General features: G+C 71.2%; 18 protein-coding genes. 5 read left to right on the top strand and 13 right to left on the bottom strand.

The annotated features are described in order from the left end of the window. Positions 1 to 89: 89 nt before the first annotated feature. Together QF035_RS06875 and QF035_RS06870 are read right to left on the bottom strand one after the other, a co-directional pair. A complete protein-coding gene (locus QF035_RS06875; protein WP_307518975.1) occupies positions 90 to 2864 on the bottom strand; it encodes a helix-turn-helix transcriptional regulator in 2775 nt (924 codons plus the stop codon). A gap of 115 nt (positions 2865 to 2979) precedes the next feature. Beyond that, positions 2980 to 4401 carry a S1 family peptidase gene (locus tag QF035_RS06870; protein WP_307518974.1) on the bottom strand — a complete coding sequence of 474 codons (1422 nt, stop codon included), beginning with the start codon at positions 4399 to 4401 and terminating at the stop codon, positions 2980 to 2982. 288 nt (positions 4402 to 4689) lie between these two features. Between QF035_RS06870 and QF035_RS06865 the strand changes: the two genes are divergently transcribed. Next, complete coding sequence (locus QF035_RS06865) at positions 4690 to 5682, top strand: alpha/beta fold hydrolase (protein WP_307518971.1); 993 nt, start codon at positions 4690 to 4692, stop codon at positions 5680 to 5682. Here QF035_RS06865 and QF035_RS06860 read toward each other — a convergent pair. Continuing rightward, positions 5672 to 6331, bottom strand: a complete 660-nt coding sequence (locus QF035_RS06860; protein ID WP_307518970.1) for a response regulator — start codon at positions 6329 to 6331, stop codon at positions 5672 to 5674. The genes QF035_RS06865 and QF035_RS06860 overlap by 11 nt on opposite strands. Then, complete coding sequence (locus QF035_RS06855; RefSeq protein WP_307518969.1) at positions 6328 to 7545, bottom strand: sensor histidine kinase; 1218 nt, start codon at positions 7543 to 7545, stop codon at positions 6328 to 6330. Before QF035_RS06855 ends, QF035_RS06860 begins: the two co-directional genes overlap by 4 nt. 133 nt (positions 7546 to 7678) lie before the next feature. On the opposite strand from QF035_RS06855, the gene QF035_RS06850 reads away from it, so the two are divergent. Together QF035_RS06850 and QF035_RS06845 are read left to right on the top strand one after the other, a co-directional pair. After that, a complete protein-coding gene (locus QF035_RS06850) occupies positions 7679 to 8587 on the top strand; it encodes an ABC transporter ATP-binding protein (RefSeq protein WP_307518968.1) in 909 nt (302 codons plus the stop codon). Next, positions 8584 to 9450, top strand: a complete 867-nt coding sequence (locus QF035_RS06845; RefSeq protein ID WP_373466610.1) for an ABC transporter permease — start codon at positions 8584 to 8586, stop codon at positions 9448 to 9450. Before QF035_RS06850 ends, QF035_RS06845 begins: the two co-directional genes overlap by 4 nt. Before the next feature lie 8 nt (positions 9451 to 9458). Here the strand turns inward: QF035_RS06845 and QF035_RS06840 are convergent, their stop codons facing one another. The 4 genes from QF035_RS06840 to QF035_RS06825 form a co-directional block, all read right to left on the bottom strand. Continuing rightward, complete coding sequence (locus QF035_RS06840; RefSeq protein ID WP_307518967.1) at positions 9459 to 9989, bottom strand: hypothetical protein; 531 nt, start codon at positions 9987 to 9989, stop codon at positions 9459 to 9461. A 20-nt stretch (positions 9990 to 10009) separates the two neighbouring features. Continuing rightward, positions 10010 to 10894 (bottom strand): oxidoreductase, encoded by an 885-nt coding sequence (locus QF035_RS06835; RefSeq protein WP_307518965.1) that lies wholly within the window; start codon positions 10892 to 10894, stop codon positions 10010 to 10012. A 112-nt stretch (positions 10895 to 11006) separates the two neighbouring features. Next, a complete protein-coding gene (locus QF035_RS06830; protein ID WP_307518963.1) occupies positions 11007 to 11777 on the bottom strand; it encodes a class F sortase in 771 nt (256 codons plus the stop codon). Next, a complete protein-coding gene (locus QF035_RS06825) occupies positions 11764 to 12402 on the bottom strand; it encodes a hypothetical protein (RefSeq protein ID WP_307518961.1) in 639 nt (212 codons plus the stop codon). Before QF035_RS06825 ends, QF035_RS06830 begins: the two co-directional genes overlap by 14 nt. A gap of 194 nt (positions 12403 to 12596) precedes the next feature. Here QF035_RS06825 and QF035_RS06820 point away from each other — a divergent pair, with 194 nt between their 5' ends. Beyond that, the gene (locus QF035_RS06820; RefSeq protein WP_307518960.1) at positions 12597 to 12983 is read left to right on the top strand and encodes a PPOX class F420-dependent oxidoreductase; all 387 of its coding nucleotides are present in this window, start codon (positions 12597 to 12599) and stop codon (positions 12981 to 12983) included. On the opposite strand, the gene QF035_RS06815 is transcribed toward QF035_RS06820, so the two are convergent. Further along, positions 12969 to 13439, bottom strand: a complete 471-nt coding sequence (locus QF035_RS06815; protein ID WP_307518958.1) for a GNAT family N-acetyltransferase — start codon at positions 13437 to 13439, stop codon at positions 12969 to 12971. The genes QF035_RS06820 and QF035_RS06815 overlap by 15 nt on opposite strands. Before the next feature lie 164 nt (positions 13440 to 13603). Between QF035_RS06815 and QF035_RS06810 the strand changes: the two genes are divergently transcribed. Further along, positions 13604 to 14107, top strand: coding sequence for a VOC family protein (locus tag QF035_RS06810; RefSeq protein ID WP_307518957.1), 504 nt, complete (start codon positions 13604 to 13606; stop codon positions 14105 to 14107). 127 nt (positions 14108 to 14234) lie between these two features. Here the strand turns inward: QF035_RS06810 and QF035_RS06805 are convergent, their stop codons facing one another. The 4 genes from QF035_RS06805 to QF035_RS06790 form a co-directional block, all read right to left on the bottom strand. After that, complete coding sequence (locus tag QF035_RS06805) at positions 14235 to 14966, bottom strand: DUF4142 domain-containing protein (protein ID WP_307518956.1); 732 nt, start codon at positions 14964 to 14966, stop codon at positions 14235 to 14237. Positions 14967 to 15134: 168 nt separating this feature from the next. Further along, positions 15135 to 15947, bottom strand: a complete 813-nt coding sequence (locus QF035_RS06800; RefSeq protein ID WP_307518954.1) for an SAM-dependent methyltransferase — start codon at positions 15945 to 15947, stop codon at positions 15135 to 15137. 188 nt (positions 15948 to 16135) lie between these two features. Further along, complete coding sequence (locus QF035_RS06795) at positions 16136 to 16489, bottom strand: hypothetical protein (protein WP_307518953.1); 354 nt, start codon at positions 16487 to 16489, stop codon at positions 16136 to 16138. A gap of 189 nt (positions 16490 to 16678) precedes the next feature. Beyond that, on the bottom strand, positions 16679 to 17341 hold the full coding sequence (locus tag QF035_RS06790; protein ID WP_307518952.1) for a hypothetical protein: 663 nt from the start codon (positions 17339 to 17341) through the stop codon (positions 16679 to 16681). Positions 17342 to 17376 lie beyond the last annotated feature (35 nt).

Below are 17376 nucleotides of genomic sequence, written 5' to 3'. Positions count from 1 at the left end.
CTCCCGTCTGTGGGTTCGTTCCGACCGCCCGATCGTCCGGCGGGGCGGGTCGTCCTCGAACCACGTGGAGCGCGTAGTCGTCAGCCGGTTCAGAGGTCCGGGGTACGGGCGAGCTGTCGCCGAGAAGTGACGTCGAGCTTCCGGAAGATCTTCCTGAGGTGGTAGTCGACGGTGCTGGCGCTGATGAACAGCTGGGCGGCGATCTCGGAGTTGGTCGCGCCCGACCTGGCGAGGCGGGCGATCGTGAGCTCCTGCGGGGTCAGCGCGTCGGTCGTCCCGGTGGCACCGCGGTGGGGGTGCTCCCCGGTGGCGGCGAGTTCCTGGGCGGCACGGGCGGCGTAGCCCATGGCACGCATGGCGTCGAACATCGCGACGGCCGTGCGCAGTTGCTCACGGGCGTCCTTGCGGCGCTTGCGGCGGCGCAGCCACTCGCCGTACAGCAGATGGGCGACGGCGAGATCGGAACGGGCCCGCGTCTTCGACAGTAGGTCGAGCGCCTCGCGGTAGAGGGCTTCCGCCTCGTTCGTGGCGGCGAGCAGGGCCCGCGAGCGCGCCAGCAGCCCCAGCGCCCAAGGGGTGCCTGAGGCGGAGGCCCGGGATGTCAGCGTGCGCAGGGCCGCCGTGGCCAGGACGCGGTCGCCGCAGCGTACGGCCGCCTCGACCAGGTGGGGGAGCAGCCGGGAGTGCACCCCGAGTACGTCGTGCTCGATCAGCTCATGGGTGGTGCTGCGCGCCTGGGCGTAGTTGCCGCGGCTCAGGGCCAGGACGATCATGCCGATGCGGGCGATGGACTCGACCGCACCGGTGCCCAGCCAGGTGCCCGCCGCCATCGACCCGTACAGGACCGCGGGGAGGTCGTCGAGTTCGCCGTGCCAGGCGAGCAGTTCGGGGTGGCGGTAGATGGCCCACATGTCGTCCGTGGCGCCGATCGCCGCGCGGATCTGGCTCCCCTCGGCACGCAGTTCGTCGGCGGCAGGCAGTTCGCCGAGGTTGGTCTCCGACATCACCGCGCAGTACAGGGCGATGTCGAGCTGCATCAGGGCGCCGGTCGCGCGGGCGGCGTCCGCGGCCCGCAGGATCACGGTGGAGTGCGTCACCTCGTCCCACAGCATCATCGACAGGGTGACGACCGGCATATAGCCCCGCAGCACCTGCTCGTCGGAGGTGCGCGGGTCCAGCAGCACCGCGCAGGCCCGCCGTATGTGGGGCACGGCGCGCTCGTAGCCCTCGGTGACCAGGACGGCGAACGCGCGCAGCACCAGGTCGATGCCGGTCGCGTCCCCGGCGCGGGGCACCAGGTCGTCGATGGCGCGGGCGATCTGGGCCACCGTGGTGTCCCGCATGAGGTGTTCCGCGGTGATGGCACGCTCCACCGCTCTCAGCAGCGCCTCGCGGGCGAGCTCCGGCGCGCCGCCGACGAGGAAGGGCGCGGCCCTCAGACACAGCGCGGGAGCGCGCGCGAACGAGTCGGCGGCGCCCAGCGCGATGACCGCGTGCGCCCGGACCAGCAGGGTCCGGCCCCGGCCGACGTCGCCGATCAGATCCAAGTCGATCGCGTCGAGCAGCGACTCCGCCTGCAACGGCGCCCCGGCGCGCAGCGCGGCCTCGGCCGCCGAGAGCAGCCGCCCGGCCCGGACTTCGCCCTCGGGCGTCAGCTCGGCGGCCCGGGTCAGGTAGGTGGCGCGGGCCGCGTATCCGCCGCGGGAGCCCGCCCGGTCGGCCGTCCGCTCCAGTTCGGCGGCGACGGCGGCGTCCGGGCCGATCGCGGCCGCGGCGAGATGCCAGGCTCTGAGGTCGGTGTCGGCCGGGCGGTCGGTGACCTCGGCCAGCGCCTGGTGCGCGCGTCTTCGCTCGGCGCCGGTGGCTCCGCCGTACACCGCGGATCGCACCAGCGGGTGCCGGAACTCCGCGGCCGAGCGCAGCACCACGAGGCGGGCGGCCTCGGCCGGACCCGAGGCCTCGGCACCGGTCCCCATCTGCCGTGCCGCACGGGTGAGGTAGCCGAGGTCGCCGCTCGGCTCGGCGGCGGCGAGCAACAGCCAGGTGCGCGCGGGCCCCGGCAGCTCCCGGACCCGCTGAAGGTAGTGCGCCTCCAACCTGCTTCCCACGGGCAGGGGTTCGGGCAGCGCGAGCCCGCCGGAGAGCTGGTCGGCGGAGAGTTCGAGACCGAGGTCGGTCAGCGCCAGCGGGTTCCCGGCGGTGGCGGCCACGATCCGTGCCGCGACGCGGGCGTCGAGCTGTCCGGGCACTGCCCCCCGCAGCACCTCAAGCGCGAACGGCTCCTCCAGACCGGTGACGTCGACAGCGGCGGGCAGGCCCGCGGGTACGTCGAATCCGGTCCGCGCGGCGAACAGCAGGCCGACGCCCTCCGCGTGCACCCGGCGGCCCACGAACGCGAGCACGCGCAGGGACTCCTCGTCGAGCCACTGTGCGTCGTCGACGATGGCCAGTACCGGCCGCCGCTTCGCTGTCTCGGCGAGCAGGGTGAGCGTCGCGTGCCCCACCAGAAACCCGTCGGGGGGCGGTCCTTCGGCCAGTCCGCAGGCCACCCGCAGTGCCGTGTGCTGGGCCAATGGCAGTGCACCGGGCTCCTTGAGCCCGTCGAGCAAGGGGACGAGCAGCCGGTGCAGCGCGGCGAACGGGAAGCCGGACTCCGCCTCCACGCCCACCACCCGCAGCACACGTAGTTCGGCGGCCTCGGTCACCGCGTGCTCCAGCAGGACGGTCTTGCCGATGCCCGCGTCGCCCCGCAGCACCGCCACACCGCTGAGTCCTTCGCGCAACTCCCGGACGAGCAGGTCGAGTTGCTCGCATTCCCGGGCGCGCCCCTTGAGGGTCATGTCGAACGATTGAACCAGTGCCACGGTCACGATGGACGACAATGGGCACTATCGGCTGTTTCAGTTATGTGAACCGGTATGTGTGCCGTGTTTTAGCCATGCCAGGTTCCAGCCGCGAAGGATCTCGGCCGAGCCGCTGTCAGCCCCAGCTCTGCGAGTACTGGTTGCGGTACCGCCTGCGCCCGCGCTCCGATCGGATCCGGAGGGCCACCAGGGCGACCAGGCTGCCCGCGATGACGAACAGTCCGGGACCGAGGTTCCTGAAGTCCGCGACCCGCTCCAGCGCCGAGGCCACACTGTCGGTCTCACCCTCGGGCGCCGTGTCCCCGGGGCCCGCCCCTCCGGGCAGGACCGCGCCGCCGGGAGCGGTCGAGGACGTGCCGGGAGGCGCCGCCGCGCCCGCGCCGTTGTTGGCGCTGCCCGTGTTCCCGGTGCTCCCGGAGGAGGGCGTCTCCTGGCCGCCCGACCCGGGCTCGGTCACCAGCTTCACACCGAGCGAGTCCAGCGCCTTGCTGACCGGCTGGAAGAACGTCGTACCGCCGCTCTGGCAGTCCCCGTTGCCGCCCGAGGTGATGCCCATGGCCAGCCCGTTGGCGAACATCGGGCCGCCGCTGTCGCCCGGTTCGGCGCACACCGTGGTCTCGATGAGCCCGCTGACCGTGCCCTGCGGGTAGTTCACGGTGGCGTTCAGTCCGGTCACCTCGCCGGACTGGAGACCGGTCGTGCTGCCGCTGCGGAACACCTTCTGTCCGACGGCGGCGTCGGCCGATCCGATGATCCGTATGCCCTGGCCGTCGCCGACGGCCACGAGGTCGGCGCCGCTGAGATCCACGCCGGGGCTGTACTGCACGAGCGAGAAGTCACCGCCGGGGAACGAGCCGGACACGGTCGCGCCGACCTGCTGACTGCCCTGCTGGTCCGAGAACCACGTCGTGCCCACCGGGCCGCAGTGCCCGGCCGTGAGAATGAAGTTGGCCTGTCCGTTGGTCACGTTGAAGCCCGCCGAACAGCGTCCGGCGCTGGCGAAGAGCGGCGAGGCGCCGTTCACCCGCGGGGTGAACGTGCCCTCGATACGCTCCATCCGCACGGACTTGCCGAGGCTCTCGGCGACCTTGGCCAGCCGGTCCCACTCGTCGGCCGAGACGGTGGTGTCGGCGCGGACCACCACCTGGTTGGAGGCGTAGTCCATCGCCCACGAGGTGCCGGCCACCTTGGGCGCGTCCTTGAGGGTGTCGGTGGCGGAGCGCAGATCCTTCATGGCGTAGCGGACCACCTTGGGGACGGCACCCGCGCCACGGACGTCGGCCGCCGCCTCCTCGTCGGTCACCGCGACGACCGGGCGTCCCTTCGCGTCGATCCAACTGCCCGCCGTACGCGACGTGCCCAGATCGGCGACCAGTTCCTGGCCGGTCCGGGCGGCCAGCATCTCGGCGTTCGGAGCCTTCGGATCGTCCGACGTCTCGCTCGCCACGGCATGCGAGACCATCAGCCCCCCACACACCAATCCGCCGATTGCGGCGAACCGTGCGATCCGCTGAACGTTCCGTCGTGCATGCCTCATCCACGGCTCCCGTGCGACTGTCCTGACCCAGCGTCACTTCTGTGGGTGCTCCCGTGAGGTGAACGCCCTCCTTCAGTACGTGCCGCCCTTCGGTCTGGTTCAGCGGCCCGGCCGAGTGTTCGGAGTCGGCCAGAACTCGCCTGTAGCTCCGGCCGCTCCGCCGGAGGGGCCCATCCACTGGGGTGGTGTACCCCTCGGTGCGTTGTTGCCGAAACAGCAACGTCTCTCGCACCGGCTCGGGACCGGCGCGATGATCGGCAGCAGTACATCCCAGTTCGAGGAGGACCCATGTCGCAGGCCGCAGACCCGTTCACCCCGGCGGGCGCCCAGCATCGACTGGTGGACGTCCCCGGTGGCCGTATCCATCTCGTGGAACAGGGCACCGGCCCCCTTGTCCTGCTGGTCCACGGCTTTCCCGAGCTCTGGTACTCGTGGCGCCACCAGCTCCCCGCACTCGCCGAGGCGGGCTACCGTGCCGTCGCCATCGACGTACGCGGCTACGGGCGCTCGTCGGTGCCGGGCGCCGCGGAGGCGTACCGCATCGGGGCGTACGTCGAGGACAACGTCGCCGTCGTCCGCGCCCTCGGCGAGGAGACCGCCGTGATCGTCGGCCACGACTGGGGCTCGACCATCGCCGCCGACTCCGCGCTGCTCAGGCCCGATGTCTTCACCGCGGTGGGACTGCTCGGCGTGCCGTACGCGCCACGGGGCGGGATCCGCCCGACCGACGCCTTCGCCATGATCGGCGGGGACGAGGAGTTCTACGTCCGCTACTTCCAGGAGCCCGGCAGGGCGGAGTCGGAGATCGAGCCGGACGTACGGGCGTGGCTGACGGGCTTCTACGCCTCGCTGTCGGCCGACACCATGCCGGAGCAGGGAGAAGGCGCGGTCTTCTTCGTCCCGGCGGGCGGCAAGCTCTCCGACCGGTTCGTGAAGGACCGGCCGTCGTGGCTCTCGGACGAGGAACTCGACTTCTGCGTAGGCGAGTTCGAGCGCACCGGATTCAGCGGCGCGCTCAACCGCTACCGCAACATGGACCAGGACTGGGAGGACCTCGCGGAGTGGGACGGTGCCCCGATCACCCAGCCGTCGCTCTTCGTCGCGGGCCGACTCGACGCTTCCATCGCCTGGTTGGCCAGTGCAATCGAGGCGTTCCCCACCACGCTCCCCGGCCTGGTCTCCTCGCACCTCGTCGAGGGCTGCGGCCACTGGGTGCAGCAGGAACGCCCCGATGAGGTCAACCGGCTGCTGACCACTTGGCTGCGATCCCTCAACGCGTAGACGCGACCAGCCCCGCCTCGTACGCGATGATGACGAGCCGCACCCGGTCCCGGGCGTCCAGCTTGGCGAGCAGCCGGGTCACGTACGTCTTCGCGGTGGCGACACTGATGGACAGCCGCGCGGCGATCTCGGTGTTGGACAGCCCGTTTCCGATGAGGGTCAGCACCTCGCGTTCGCGGTCGGTGATGCCCAGGGCCGTGCGCGGCGCGGGCGCGGCGGACACGGGACGCTCCGCGAACTCCCTGATGAGACGGCGTGTCACACTCGGCGCGAGCAGCCCGTCCCCCGTGGCGACGACCCGGATCGAGTCGAGGATGTCGTCCAGGGCCATGTCCTTGACGAGGAACCCGGCCGCGCCCGCGCGCAGCGCCCCGTACAGATAGTCGTCATCGTCGAAGGTCGTCAGCATGATGACCTGGGCCCCGCCGGAGCCCTCTGTGATCAGCCGGGTGGCCTCGATGCCGTCCATGCCGGGCATGCGGATGTCCATCACGACGACGTCGGGGTGCTCCGTCCCGGCCAGCTCGACCGCTTCGGCTCCGGTGCCCGCCTCGCCGACGACCTCCAGGCCGGGGGCCTCGCCGATCACCATGCGAAGGGCCGCGCGGACGAGGGGCTGGTCGTCGGCCAGGACGATCCGGACCGTCATCGCACACCCGCCGGTACGGGCAGCCGCGCCGCCACCCGGAATCCGCCCTCGGGGCGCGGCGCGGCCGAGAACTCCCCGTGCAGCAGGCCGACCCGCTCGCGCATGCCGAGCAGCCCGTAGCCGGTGGCCGCGGCGCGCCCGGGGCCGTTCCCGCTGTCGACGACCTCGATGGCCAGCTCCTCGTCCCGACAGTCGACGGTCACCTGGCAGGAGCCGGTGCCGGCATGGCGTACGACATTGGTGACGGCCTCCTGCACGATCCGGTACGCGGACATGCCGATCTCCGGGGGCAGTGTGTGCCGTTCGCCCCGCCAGCGGACCTCGACCCGGACGCCCGCGGCCGTCGTCCGCTCGGCGAGACGGTCGATGTCGGCCAGACCGGGGGCGGGGGAGGAATCGAGCGGAGTCGCCTCGGGGGCCTGGCCCGGTTCGGCCCGGCGGAGTACACCGAGCATCCGGCGCAGGCCGGACAGCGTCTCGCGGCTGGCGTTCTCCACCTCGCCGAGCGCCTCCCGCGCCAGGTCGGGCTGGGTGTCGATGACCCGGCGTGCGGCACCGGCCTGGAGGGCGACGATGCCGATCGTGTGGGCCACCATGTCGTGCAACTCCCTCGCGATCCGCAGCCGTTCGGCGGTGACGGCCTGGGCGGCGGCCTGGCTGCGTACCTGCTCGGCGTGGACCCGGGACTGGTGCATCGAGTCGCCGATGAGCCAGGCGATCACGGTGGTGAGGGCCACGATCAGCTCGGTCGTGGTTCCGATGGCCCATCCGCTCAGTACCCGGACGGCCAGGTACCCGGCCAGAGTGCAGAGTGCCATGGAGATGGCCACGATCCCGGTCCTGCGTGTCCGGACCGCCGCGATGAAGTACAGCGTGAGATCGACGGCCAGGAACTGCAGCAACGGGATCGCGCCGACGCTCAGCGCACTCGTCGCGGAGATGGAACCGGCGAGCATCAGGGAGAGGGTCCACAGCGGGCGACGCTGCATCAGGACGCAGCCGCCCAGCGTCAGGGCGGTACCCAGCGCGAGAAGCGTCCAGCCCTCCCACTTGGCACTGCTGAGCAGCGCGGTGCGATAGGCGTCGGCCTCCTCCTGGCCGGGCAACCGGAAACGCATGAGCATGGTGAGCGCCAGACCCGCACACCAGATCACCGCCGTCCAGACGCCCGGCGGTATGCGTTTGAGCGGCGGAAGTCGTGGTGTGGCGGCCATACGCCGATCGTAACGAGGCGATCCGGGCAGGGCATCGGACCGTGGGTGTACACCCGTGGTCGACACCCGCCGGGCGCGATTGTCGGCGCCGGTCCGATGCCGAACCGCCGTGCTCCCGGGGACCGTTGGACCCGTGATCGAAGTCAACGAACTGACGAAGCGATACGGCGGCACCACGGCCGTCGACCACCTGAGTTTCACGGTGCGGCCCGGACACGTCACCGGGTTCCTCGGCCCGAACGGCGCCGGGAAGAGCACCACTCTGCGACTCGTACTCGGCCTGAACGACCCCACCGGCGGATCCGTCACCATTGACGGCCGCCGCTTCCGCGACCGCCCACGCGGTCTGCGCCACGTCGGCGCGCTGCTCGACGCCCACGAGGTGCACGGCGGCCGCAGTGCCCTGGCGCATCTGACCGTGCTGGCCCGCTCCAACCGCATCCCGCGCCGCCGGGTGGACGAGGTGCTGGAGGAGGTCGGTCTGGCGGGCGCGCGGCGGCGCCGGATCGGCGGGTTCTCGCTCGGGATGAAACAGCGGCTGGGCATCGCGGCCGCGCTGCTCGGCGACCCGCCCGTGCTGCTCTTCGACGAGCCCCTCAACGGGCTGGACCCGGAGGGGGTGAAGTGGCTCCGCGGCCTGTTCCACCGGCTGGCCGCCGAGGGCCGCACCGTGCTGGTCTCCAGCCATCTGATGTCCGAGATGGAGAACACCGCCGACCAGCTCGTCGTCATCGGCCGTGGCACGCTCATCGCCGCCGAGAGACTGACGGAGTTCGCGGCCCGCGGCACCCGTCCGACCGTGACCGTACGGACGCCGGACCCCGCGGTGCTGACGGCGCTGCTCACCGGGGCGGGAGCGGAGGTGAGTCGGGACGCCGACTCGCTGACGGTGACCGGCATGGACGCGGACCGGATCGGTGAACTCGCGCTCCGGAACCGGGTGTTGCTGCGCGAACTCACCACCCGGACCGCCTCCTTGGAGGAGGCCTTCATGGAACTGACCGCCGACAGCGTCGAATACCTCGCGGGAGAAGCCCGATGACCATCACCGACAAGGCCACGGTCACAGCCATGGCCACGGTCGATCCTGCTCAAGTCACCGAACCCCGCGCCCGCTTCGGCGACCTCGTCGCCGCTGAGTGGATCAAGCTGTGGTCGCTGCGCTCCAACACCTGGGCGTTCGTGATCGGGGCCCTGGCGGTCATCGGGTTCAACGTGGGAACCGCCTGGGACACGTACCGCTACTGGACGGCGCAGGACGCGCGTTCCCGGGCCGACTTCGTCCGGGACGGGATCCCGCTGTCGATCGCCTTCACCGCGAACGCCGCCATGGTCCTCATGCTCGCCCTCAGCGCCGTCGGCGCCACGGCGATCGTGGGCGAGTACAGGACCGGGATGATCCGCACGACGTTCACGGCTGTCCCGGCCCGGCGTTCGGTGATGGCGGCGAAGGTGTGTGTGGTCACCGCCGTCACGACCGTGTTCGGCGCGGTCGTCGCGGCGGCCTCGTTCGGCCTGACTCAGGCCGTCCTGTCCGGCCGGCACATCGGTGTCCCGATCGACCATCCCGGCGCGCTGCGCGTCGTCGTGGCGTCGGCGCTCCTCGCGCCGGTGTCCGCGCTCGTCGGTATGGCCCTCGGCACCCTGATCAGGCACAGCGCGGCCACCATGACCGCCAATGTGGTGATTCTTCTGCTGCTGCCCCTGGTCTTCAGCGCTGACCGCCACTGGGCGGCCCTCGTCGACCACGCCCTGCCGACCGGCGCGTGGATCCGTCTGGTCGACGTCGACCAGCAGGCGGTCGCGTACCCGTGGACGCTCACCGGCGCCTGGACCGTCTACGCGCTCTGGGCCCTGGCCACTGCCGCTGTCGCCGTGATCTCGGTGCAGCGGCGCGACCAATGACGGCCGTTCTACGTACGTGTCTCGTGCAGGGCGGTGCGGGCGAGGCCGACGAAGGTCACGACCGACTCCCAGAACGGGCGGTAGCAGTCGTCGAACCGCTGTCCTGCCCCCTCCTCGCCCTCGATCATCGCGCGGAGCGCCCGCCAGTTGTCGCCGGTCGCGAGGCGGAGCCGGTCCGCGGCCGCGGCAACCTCAGCGGGCCCTTCCAGGTCCACCACCCAGACCCGCTGACGCAGCACGGCGTACTCGCCCTGAAGCCGTATCCGCAGATCCCTGAGGGCGGCGAGCCGCTCGTCCGGGTCCTGGACCCGATCGGCGTCGGTGACCTTCCAGTAGAGGTCGCCCATGCGCTGGGCCTGCTCGATGACGTCGACGTACGCCGAGCGGCGGGTCGCCCGGAGCCGGTCCGCCTGTACGGTCGCGGCGGCGGCGTCCGCCTGGATGCGGGCGGCCCGGTAGGTGCCGCGGCTGGTCACCCAGCTCGCGAGCACGGCGGTCCCGGCCGTCAGCGCGGCCACCCAGAGTGTGCTGTCCCCCATGTCGAAGAGATCCCCAACCCTCAGGCGAGCCGGGCGAGTTCGTCGTCCGACAGGCTGATCGCGCCCGCGGCCACGTTCTCCACGAGGTGGTCAGGATCGCCGGTGCCCGGGATGGCCAGGACGTGCGGGCCGCGATGCAGTGTCCAGGCCAGCCGGATCTGCGCGGGGCTCGCGCCGTGGGCCCGGGCGATGTCGAGGACCTCGGCTTCGTGGGTACCGTCGGCGCCCTTCCTGCCGCCCTCGCCGGCTATCGCGAAGAACGGCACGAAGGCGATGCCCTGTTCACCGCAGATCCGCAGGACGTCGTCGCCGACCTCGCTACGGGTGTCGAGGGCGTACCGGTTCTGGACGCAGACCACTGGGGCAATGGCCTGTGCCTCGGCGAGCTGATCCGGGTCGACGTCCGACACACCGAGGTGGCGGACGAGCCCGGCCTCGCGCAGTGCGGCCAGTGCGCCGAAGTGCTCGGCGATCGAATGGCGCCCGTGCGTCCGGAGGTTGACCACGTCGAGGTGGTCGCGGCCGAGCTGGCGCAGGTTCTCCTCCACCTGCCCGCGCAACTGCTCGGGCCTGGCCCAGGGCAGCCACTCGCCCGACGGATCCCGCCCCGGCCCGACCTTGGTGACGATGACCAGGTCGTCCGGATACGGGGCCAGCGCCGAGTTGACCAGCTCGTTGGCCGAGCGCAGGGACGAGAAGTAGAAGGCGGCGGTGTCGATGTGGTCGACGCCCAGTTCCACCGCGCGGCGGAGCACCCCGAGCGACCGGTCGCGGTCGCTCGGCGTGCCCTGGTGGAAGGCGCCGCTCCCGGTCAGCCGCATGGTCCCGAAACCCAGCCGGTTGACGGTGAGGTCGCCGAGCCGCCACGTGCCCGCTGCCGTCGCGTTGATCGTCTCCGAGGTCATCGTCGGAGTCTTGCACGGAGGTTCGGACCATGGGGGCGGACGGCGAAAAGTGATCTTCACAGGCTCTGCGGGGGTCGACCGTCGGTGTCGAGCCGGAGACTCGGCCGGAGATTCAGGCGGGGCGATCCGGCTCGCGCGTCCCTGTCAGATGCGCGAAGACGACGACATTGCTCCGGTAGCCGGCCCTCCGGTCGTACGCCCCGCCGCAGGTGATCAGCTGCAGCTCGGGGCGCTTTCGGGTGCCGTACACCCCCTGGCTCGGGAACTGCTCCTTGTCGTACGTGCGGACGGCGTCCACCGTGTAGACAGCCGTGCGGCCGTCGGCGCGCCGGGCCTCGACGAGCCGGCCGGGTGTCAGTCCGCTCAGGCCGACGAAGACGGCGGGCCCGGTGGCGGTGTCGAGGTGGCCGACCACCACGGCGGTGCCCGTCTCTCCGGGTGAGGGTCCGCCCTCGTACCAGCCGACCAGTTCGGGGCTGTCCATCGACGGAGTGGTGAGCTGCCGCTTCCGGTCCAGGTGCAGTCCGACGACCGGTGCCTCCAGACCGAGATACGGGATCCTCAGCACCGTCGCCCTGGACCGCGGGAGCGGCCGGGGCGCCGGGCCGGCGCGGCGGACGGGAGGCGGCACACGGACGCGGCCGCGCCCGGGCTCGGGTGTCGCGGCGGCGGAGGGACCCCGGGCGGCGGAACCCGGGGACGCCTTGGCGTCCCCGGGGGCCGGGGCCGGGGCGGGTGCGGCGGCCGGATCCGGGGGCCGGCCGTCGTCCTCGGCCCACCAGAGGCCGCCCATCACCAGCGAGAACGCCAGCACGGCCGTCCTCGTCAGCCGGTAGGTGCGCGTCCGGTGCCAGGGCCTGGGCGCGCGCCTACGCGGCGCCATCGGGCCGGCGGCGCAGCATCCGGAAGTAGACGAAGCCCGACACGCCGACCAGGCCCACGGCCGCCGCGGCGCCGACCGCAGACACACTCGGTGGCTCGGCGAGACCGCCGCCGCCCGCGGGTACGCCGCCGTTGGGTCCTCCGGGTGCCAGGTCGTTGTCGTCGGAGGGCGGGGTCTTCTTGCAGTCGACCTTGAACACCTTGTGCTTGCCCGCGCCCTTGCCGTCCACGATCTGCCAGGTGAGCTTGTACTGGCCGTCAGGCAGAGCCAGCAGGCCGGTTGTCCGGCCGGTGCCGGTGGGCAGCGCGAGGGTGCCGGTGAGCGTGGCGCTTCCCCGCTTCGCCGGCTGGGGCTCGATGATCCAGGTGACGCCCTGCCCGCGGTCGAAGTTGAAGGCGGCGAGGTAGAACTGGCAGACCTTCGGGTTGTTGCGCTGGTCGGCGTCGGGTGTTGTGTCCGCGTGGATCTTGACGTCGCCGTTGTCGCCGGGTGCGGCGAAGGCGGCCGGGGCTCCGAGGAGGGCGGTTCCGGCGAGGATGAGCGCCGTGAGCGCGGCGGCTCCCGTGCGGGCGGTGCGGAAAGTGGGGTTGGTGCGGCCGGTGCGGGGGAGCGGCGAGGCGGGCATGCGAGGTCCTCCGAACGGGATGATTGTCGTACAAATCGACGCTTTGTCTGACTCTTTTTCACATCCCGCGCCCGAAAGCCCGGCGCATCACTGACGAGCCGTCAGAGATCGCGCGTCCGGCCCAGGATTCCGCCGGGCCGGACTCCCCCCGACCCGGGCTCCCGCCGGGCCCGCCCGCCGCCTACACTCACCGCGTGGACAACGCAGCGCTGGAGCGGCTCGGTGCCGGTAAGTACCTGCTGGTGACCAGCTATCGGAAGAACGGCACGCCGGTCGCGACCCCGGTGTGGGTGGTCCGTGACGGCGACACGCTCGGCGTCTGGACCGTCGCGGACTCGTGGAAGGTGAAGCGGATCCGCAACCGCGCCGACGTCCTGGTCGGCCCCTGCGACGTCCGCGGCAACCCGACCGGCGAGCAGCGCCCGGCCACCGCCGAGGTCTGCGACCAGGACGTCACCGACCACTACCGCCGTCTGATCGCCCGCAAATACGGCATCAACGGCCGCCTTGTCCTGCTCGGCAGCCGACTGCGCCGCGGGAAGAACGGGACGCTCGGCATCCGGGTCTCACTGGTTCCGTAGCCAGACGTAGTCGACGGGCTGTACGGCGTTCCAGGCCTCGGCCAGTTCCGGGCCGACGCGGACGAAGTCGGCTCCCTGGTAGCAGCGCAGGGCCCGGTCGTTATCCGGGTGCACCCGCATGAACACGTCCGAGTGCCCGGAGCCACGGGCCTCGCCGAGCAGGCCCCGGACCAGTTCGCGCCCGAGGCCACGACCGCGGGCCTCGGGTGCCACGATGATCCGGGCCAGCTCCACCTCATCCTCCTCGGCGTCGAACCACAACTCCCCGTACGCGAGGGGTTGTTCGTCCTCGACAAGCAGGTGAGCCGTCACGTCCGTGTCCTGCTGCCATGCCGCGACGGTCTCTCCGGGCATGGGGAAATCCCCCCGCCCGCACCACATCGCGACCTCTGTGGCGGAGAGCGGCCAGGTCGCCACGGTCGTCGCGTACGCGGCGCTGAAGGGAAGCAGATCCATGATGTGACTCCGTTCGTCCGGCTCCGTGGCCCTTGACCGGACCGGGGGGATGCCTAGAGTGACCGGTGGTTGAACGGCAAACCGCTTTCGCGATGCCGGTGAAGCGCCGGCCCCGGCCGTCGCGGCCGGCGTCCCATTCCATTGTGTGAGGAGCGTTCGCACACGTGTCGAGCCAGGAGAACCCCTTGGACCTGACGGCGATCGAGACCGAGAGGGCACGGATCCGGGACGCCTGTCTGGTCCCGGACAGGCGGCCCAGTTCGGCCCGTGGCGTGCACCATGTCGCGCTGCTCTCCGGCGACGTCGAGCGGACGGTGCGCTTCTACCAGGAACTTCTGGAGTTCCCGCTCACGGAGATGTTCGAGAACCGCGACTACAAGGGCTCGACCCACTTCTTCTTCGACATCGGTCACGGCAACCTGCTCGCCTTCTTCGACTTCCCGGGCCTCGACCTCGGACCGTACGCGGAAGTCCTCGGCGGTCTCCACCACCTGGCCATCTCCGTCGAACCGGCGGCCTGGACCCGTCTGCGCGACCGGCTCGACGCGGCCGGGGTGGACTACCAGGAGGAGAGCGGCACTTCGGTCTACTTCCGCGACCCCGACGGCACCCGCGTCGAGCTGATCGCGGATCCACTCGGCGAGATGTACGGCACGGTCGTGCGGTGATCGGCACGGGCGTGCGGTGAGCCGCGCGGGACGGCCTGCGGGGCCGCGGCCGCCGACGCCAGACGCGCACCCGTCCGATGGCGGGTGCGCGGGCCTGCCGGGTGGTGTCCCATGCCGCGCCGGAGGCCTACCGCACCGTCGGTGACGGCGTCGGTGTCTGGGAGGCGCCCGCCTGCGGAGTGAGAGCGACGACCGGCGCTCCTGGCTGGGGCGCGGGCGGCGTGACATCGCCGGAGGGCAGCTTCGGAGGGGTCGTCTCCTGGAAGAGGACCGAGTCGAAGTTGACCAGCCCGGTCTTCTCCAGGACGGATATGTGGTCCAGGACGGTGTCGTTGGCCTGGTCGGCCAGTTCACGGACCAGGCTGTTCTCGGTGGTGGCACGGATCTTCGCGACGGTCGGGAAGATCTGGCCGTGCGTCACCCGCAGGATGTTGGCGAGGTCCGTGTCGAACTGCTTGCCATGGTCCGCGGTGAGGGTCGCCACGAACCCCTGCTGCTGCGGGGACGCCTGGTTGGGCAGGGTGATCCCCAGCCGGGGAGCGATCAGCCGGCACTCGGCGTCGAGTGCGGCGTGGCCCGAGATCAGGTGCTCGCCCGCCGTTCTGACGGGCTGGGTCGTGCCCTTCGTCAGAGCCAGCTCGCCGGAGGGGAACTCCCACAGCCCGGCGGCACGCACCTTGACGACGAAGTCGCGGTCCGCCTCCGTGAGCGGGCCGGTCGGGGTGCGGGCGATGATGCGCGACGGGGAACTCGACGCGTTCTGCACCCCGAGCATCGCGGGATACGCGAGCGCGGCGAGGGTCAACGTCAGGCTGCCGACGACGAAGACTGTTCCCGCCACGTTCCGGGACATACGCATGGCTCCTCCTGGCCCAGGACATCCGCCCCCGGAGTGGAGTGCTCCAGGGGCGCTGCTTTCGCACCGCGGTGAGCGGTGCGGATGCCGGGGAGTACGGCTTTGCCCGGTCAGAGGATCCTCTGGTCCGGGCAAAGACTGAGCCATGGCGGGCCTGGGGCCCGGGGGACCTTACGGCTTGCGGCCGACGCCGCCGAGGGCGATCACCTCGGACGGGATCGCCGCGGCGCCGGGGTCGGGCCGCCACTCCGCGAGCGGGACCACGCCGGGCTCCAGCAGCTCCAGACCCTCGAAGAATCCGGCCAGTTGTTCCGGGCTGCGGAGGAAGTACGGGGCCGCGCCGCTCTCGTTGTAGCGCCGGGTGGCCTCGGCGTTGGCCTTGTGGGTGTCCACGCTGTCGTTGAACGCCAGGAAGCTGCCGGACGGCAGGGCCTCCATCAGCCGGGTCACGATGGACCGTGCCTCGTCGTAGTCGGCGATGTGCCCGCTGACCTGCATCAGGGTGAGTGCCACCGGCTGGGTCAGATCCAGCGTCGTGGCCGCCTGCCGCAGGATCGCCTCGGGATCGTGCAGATCCGCGTCGATGTAGTCGGTCACCCCTTGCGGGGTGCTGGTCAGCAGCGCCCGGGCGTGCGCGAGCACCAGCGGGTCGTTGTCGACGTAGACGATGCATGCCTCAGGGGCCACACGCTGGGCTATCTGATGCGTGTTGTCCACGGTGGGCAGTCCGGTACCGATGTCCAGGAACTGCCGGACACCCTCTTCGCCCGCCAGATGGCGCACGGCCCGGCCGAGGAACGCCCGGGAACCCCGGGCGAGTTCCTCGATGCCCGGGAAGAACTCACGGAACGCGTCGCCCACTTGGTGGTCGACGGGGTAGTTGTCCTTCCCGCCCAGCCAGTAGTTCCAGATCCGGGCCGAATGCGGCACCGATGTGTCGATCTTCGACCACGGGCCCGCGGGTGCGGACGAATCGTGAGTCACTGAACAGCCTCCTCAGCACACGCCATCGCAAGTCTCACCACACAACGTAGAGCCGCCGCCCCCGCTGTCGTACGGGATCCGGCCAAGTGCCAGACGTAAAGGCCGAGCGCAGCGGATCGTCCTCCGCGCGAACGGCCGGAAGGCGTACGCCGCCTCCCGTGCCGCCTCCTGTGTCTTCCCCGCGTCTCTCAGCGAAACTCGTGGACGAGGTCGATCTTTCCCACGATGTGGGCGTTGAGGTCGTCGAGCTCTTCGGCCGGAACCCAGAGTTCGAGGATCGTGCGCCCGCCGGCCTGCTGGACGGGATACCGGCGCAGGAAATCCGACTCGACCTCGAATCGCGTGACGAAACCGGCGCCGTCGTGCTTCACGTTCCAGTCCCGCGCGATCCTGATCGCGTAGTCCTCGTTGAGGACCGGGTAGAAGATCGGCTGCTCGGGGAGACGGGGCGGCCAGGCGCGCCAGTCCAGTTCCCGGACCAGATCCAGCTCCTTGGGGCCGACCGGGCGCCAGAGGGTCGTCGTCGCGTGCCGACTGGTCATGAGCGCTGCTCTCCGAACGTGGGAATCCGCCGAAACGGCTGGTCAGGAGACCGAACGATAGCGGCACGGTACGCGCGACGGCCACGTGGTTTCCAGGCCCCGGCCGGTTCGCCAATGGGCTGCCGCTCATGACGTTCGCCCATTTCGTGGGAGGGACGGCAGGAGCGGCAGGAGCGGAATGGCGAGCGATCACACCAGGAAGAGCAGGTGGACGGCGATCAGGACATCCACCACTCCGCACCACTCTGCGAACGACCGGGCGACGACCTTGTCGAGCTTGAGATGGACGAAGTCCCAGACGCCGTGGAAGAACCAGCCTGCCGCCACGAGGTAGCGGCCGAGGTCCGGATCGACCGCGAGCCCGACCAGCGCGAGCGCACCGAACACGAACGCCCCCGCCGCCTGGACCCCGAAGGCGGCCCGTCCGAGCGGTGTTCCGCGGACGGCACCCCAGACCAGGACCGCCAGCGCGATGGCGACCAGTGCGACGGGCTGCGAGACCACGTCCTGCGCCCGGAGAGCGACCATGACGGCCACACCGGCGCCGAGCACGGGCCAGGTCACCCGTGGGTTGCCGACTTGATGGATGATCACGTACAGCAGCGGGAGCAGAGGCAGGGCGTCCCCGAACGCGCCGACGGTGTCGGCGCGTTCACCCGAACCATCGGCCGTCGTCAGGATCACGAGCGCGACGGCCAGGGCTGTCGGCCAGCGTCGCCGGAGCATCTCGACGGGGCGTCGCCCGTTCGAAGCAGGGCCGGATGCCGGGTCGGATGCCGGGCCGGATACCTGGCTGGATGTCGGGGCGTCGGTGGTCGCGTGCGGAACCGTGGTGGCGTGTGTGGCAGCCATGGCAACTCCAGGGTGTGAAGCGGTAGTTGTACGGG

The sequence above is a fragment of the Streptomyces umbrinus genome (genome assembly GCF_030817415.1).
In the GTDB taxonomy this organism is placed as follows: domain Bacteria; phylum Actinomycetota; class Actinomycetes; order Streptomycetales; family Streptomycetaceae; genus Streptomyces; species Streptomyces umbrinus_A.
The sequence above is the reverse complement of the archived record's forward strand: the minus strand, read 5'-3'. Positions and strand labels throughout refer to the sequence as shown.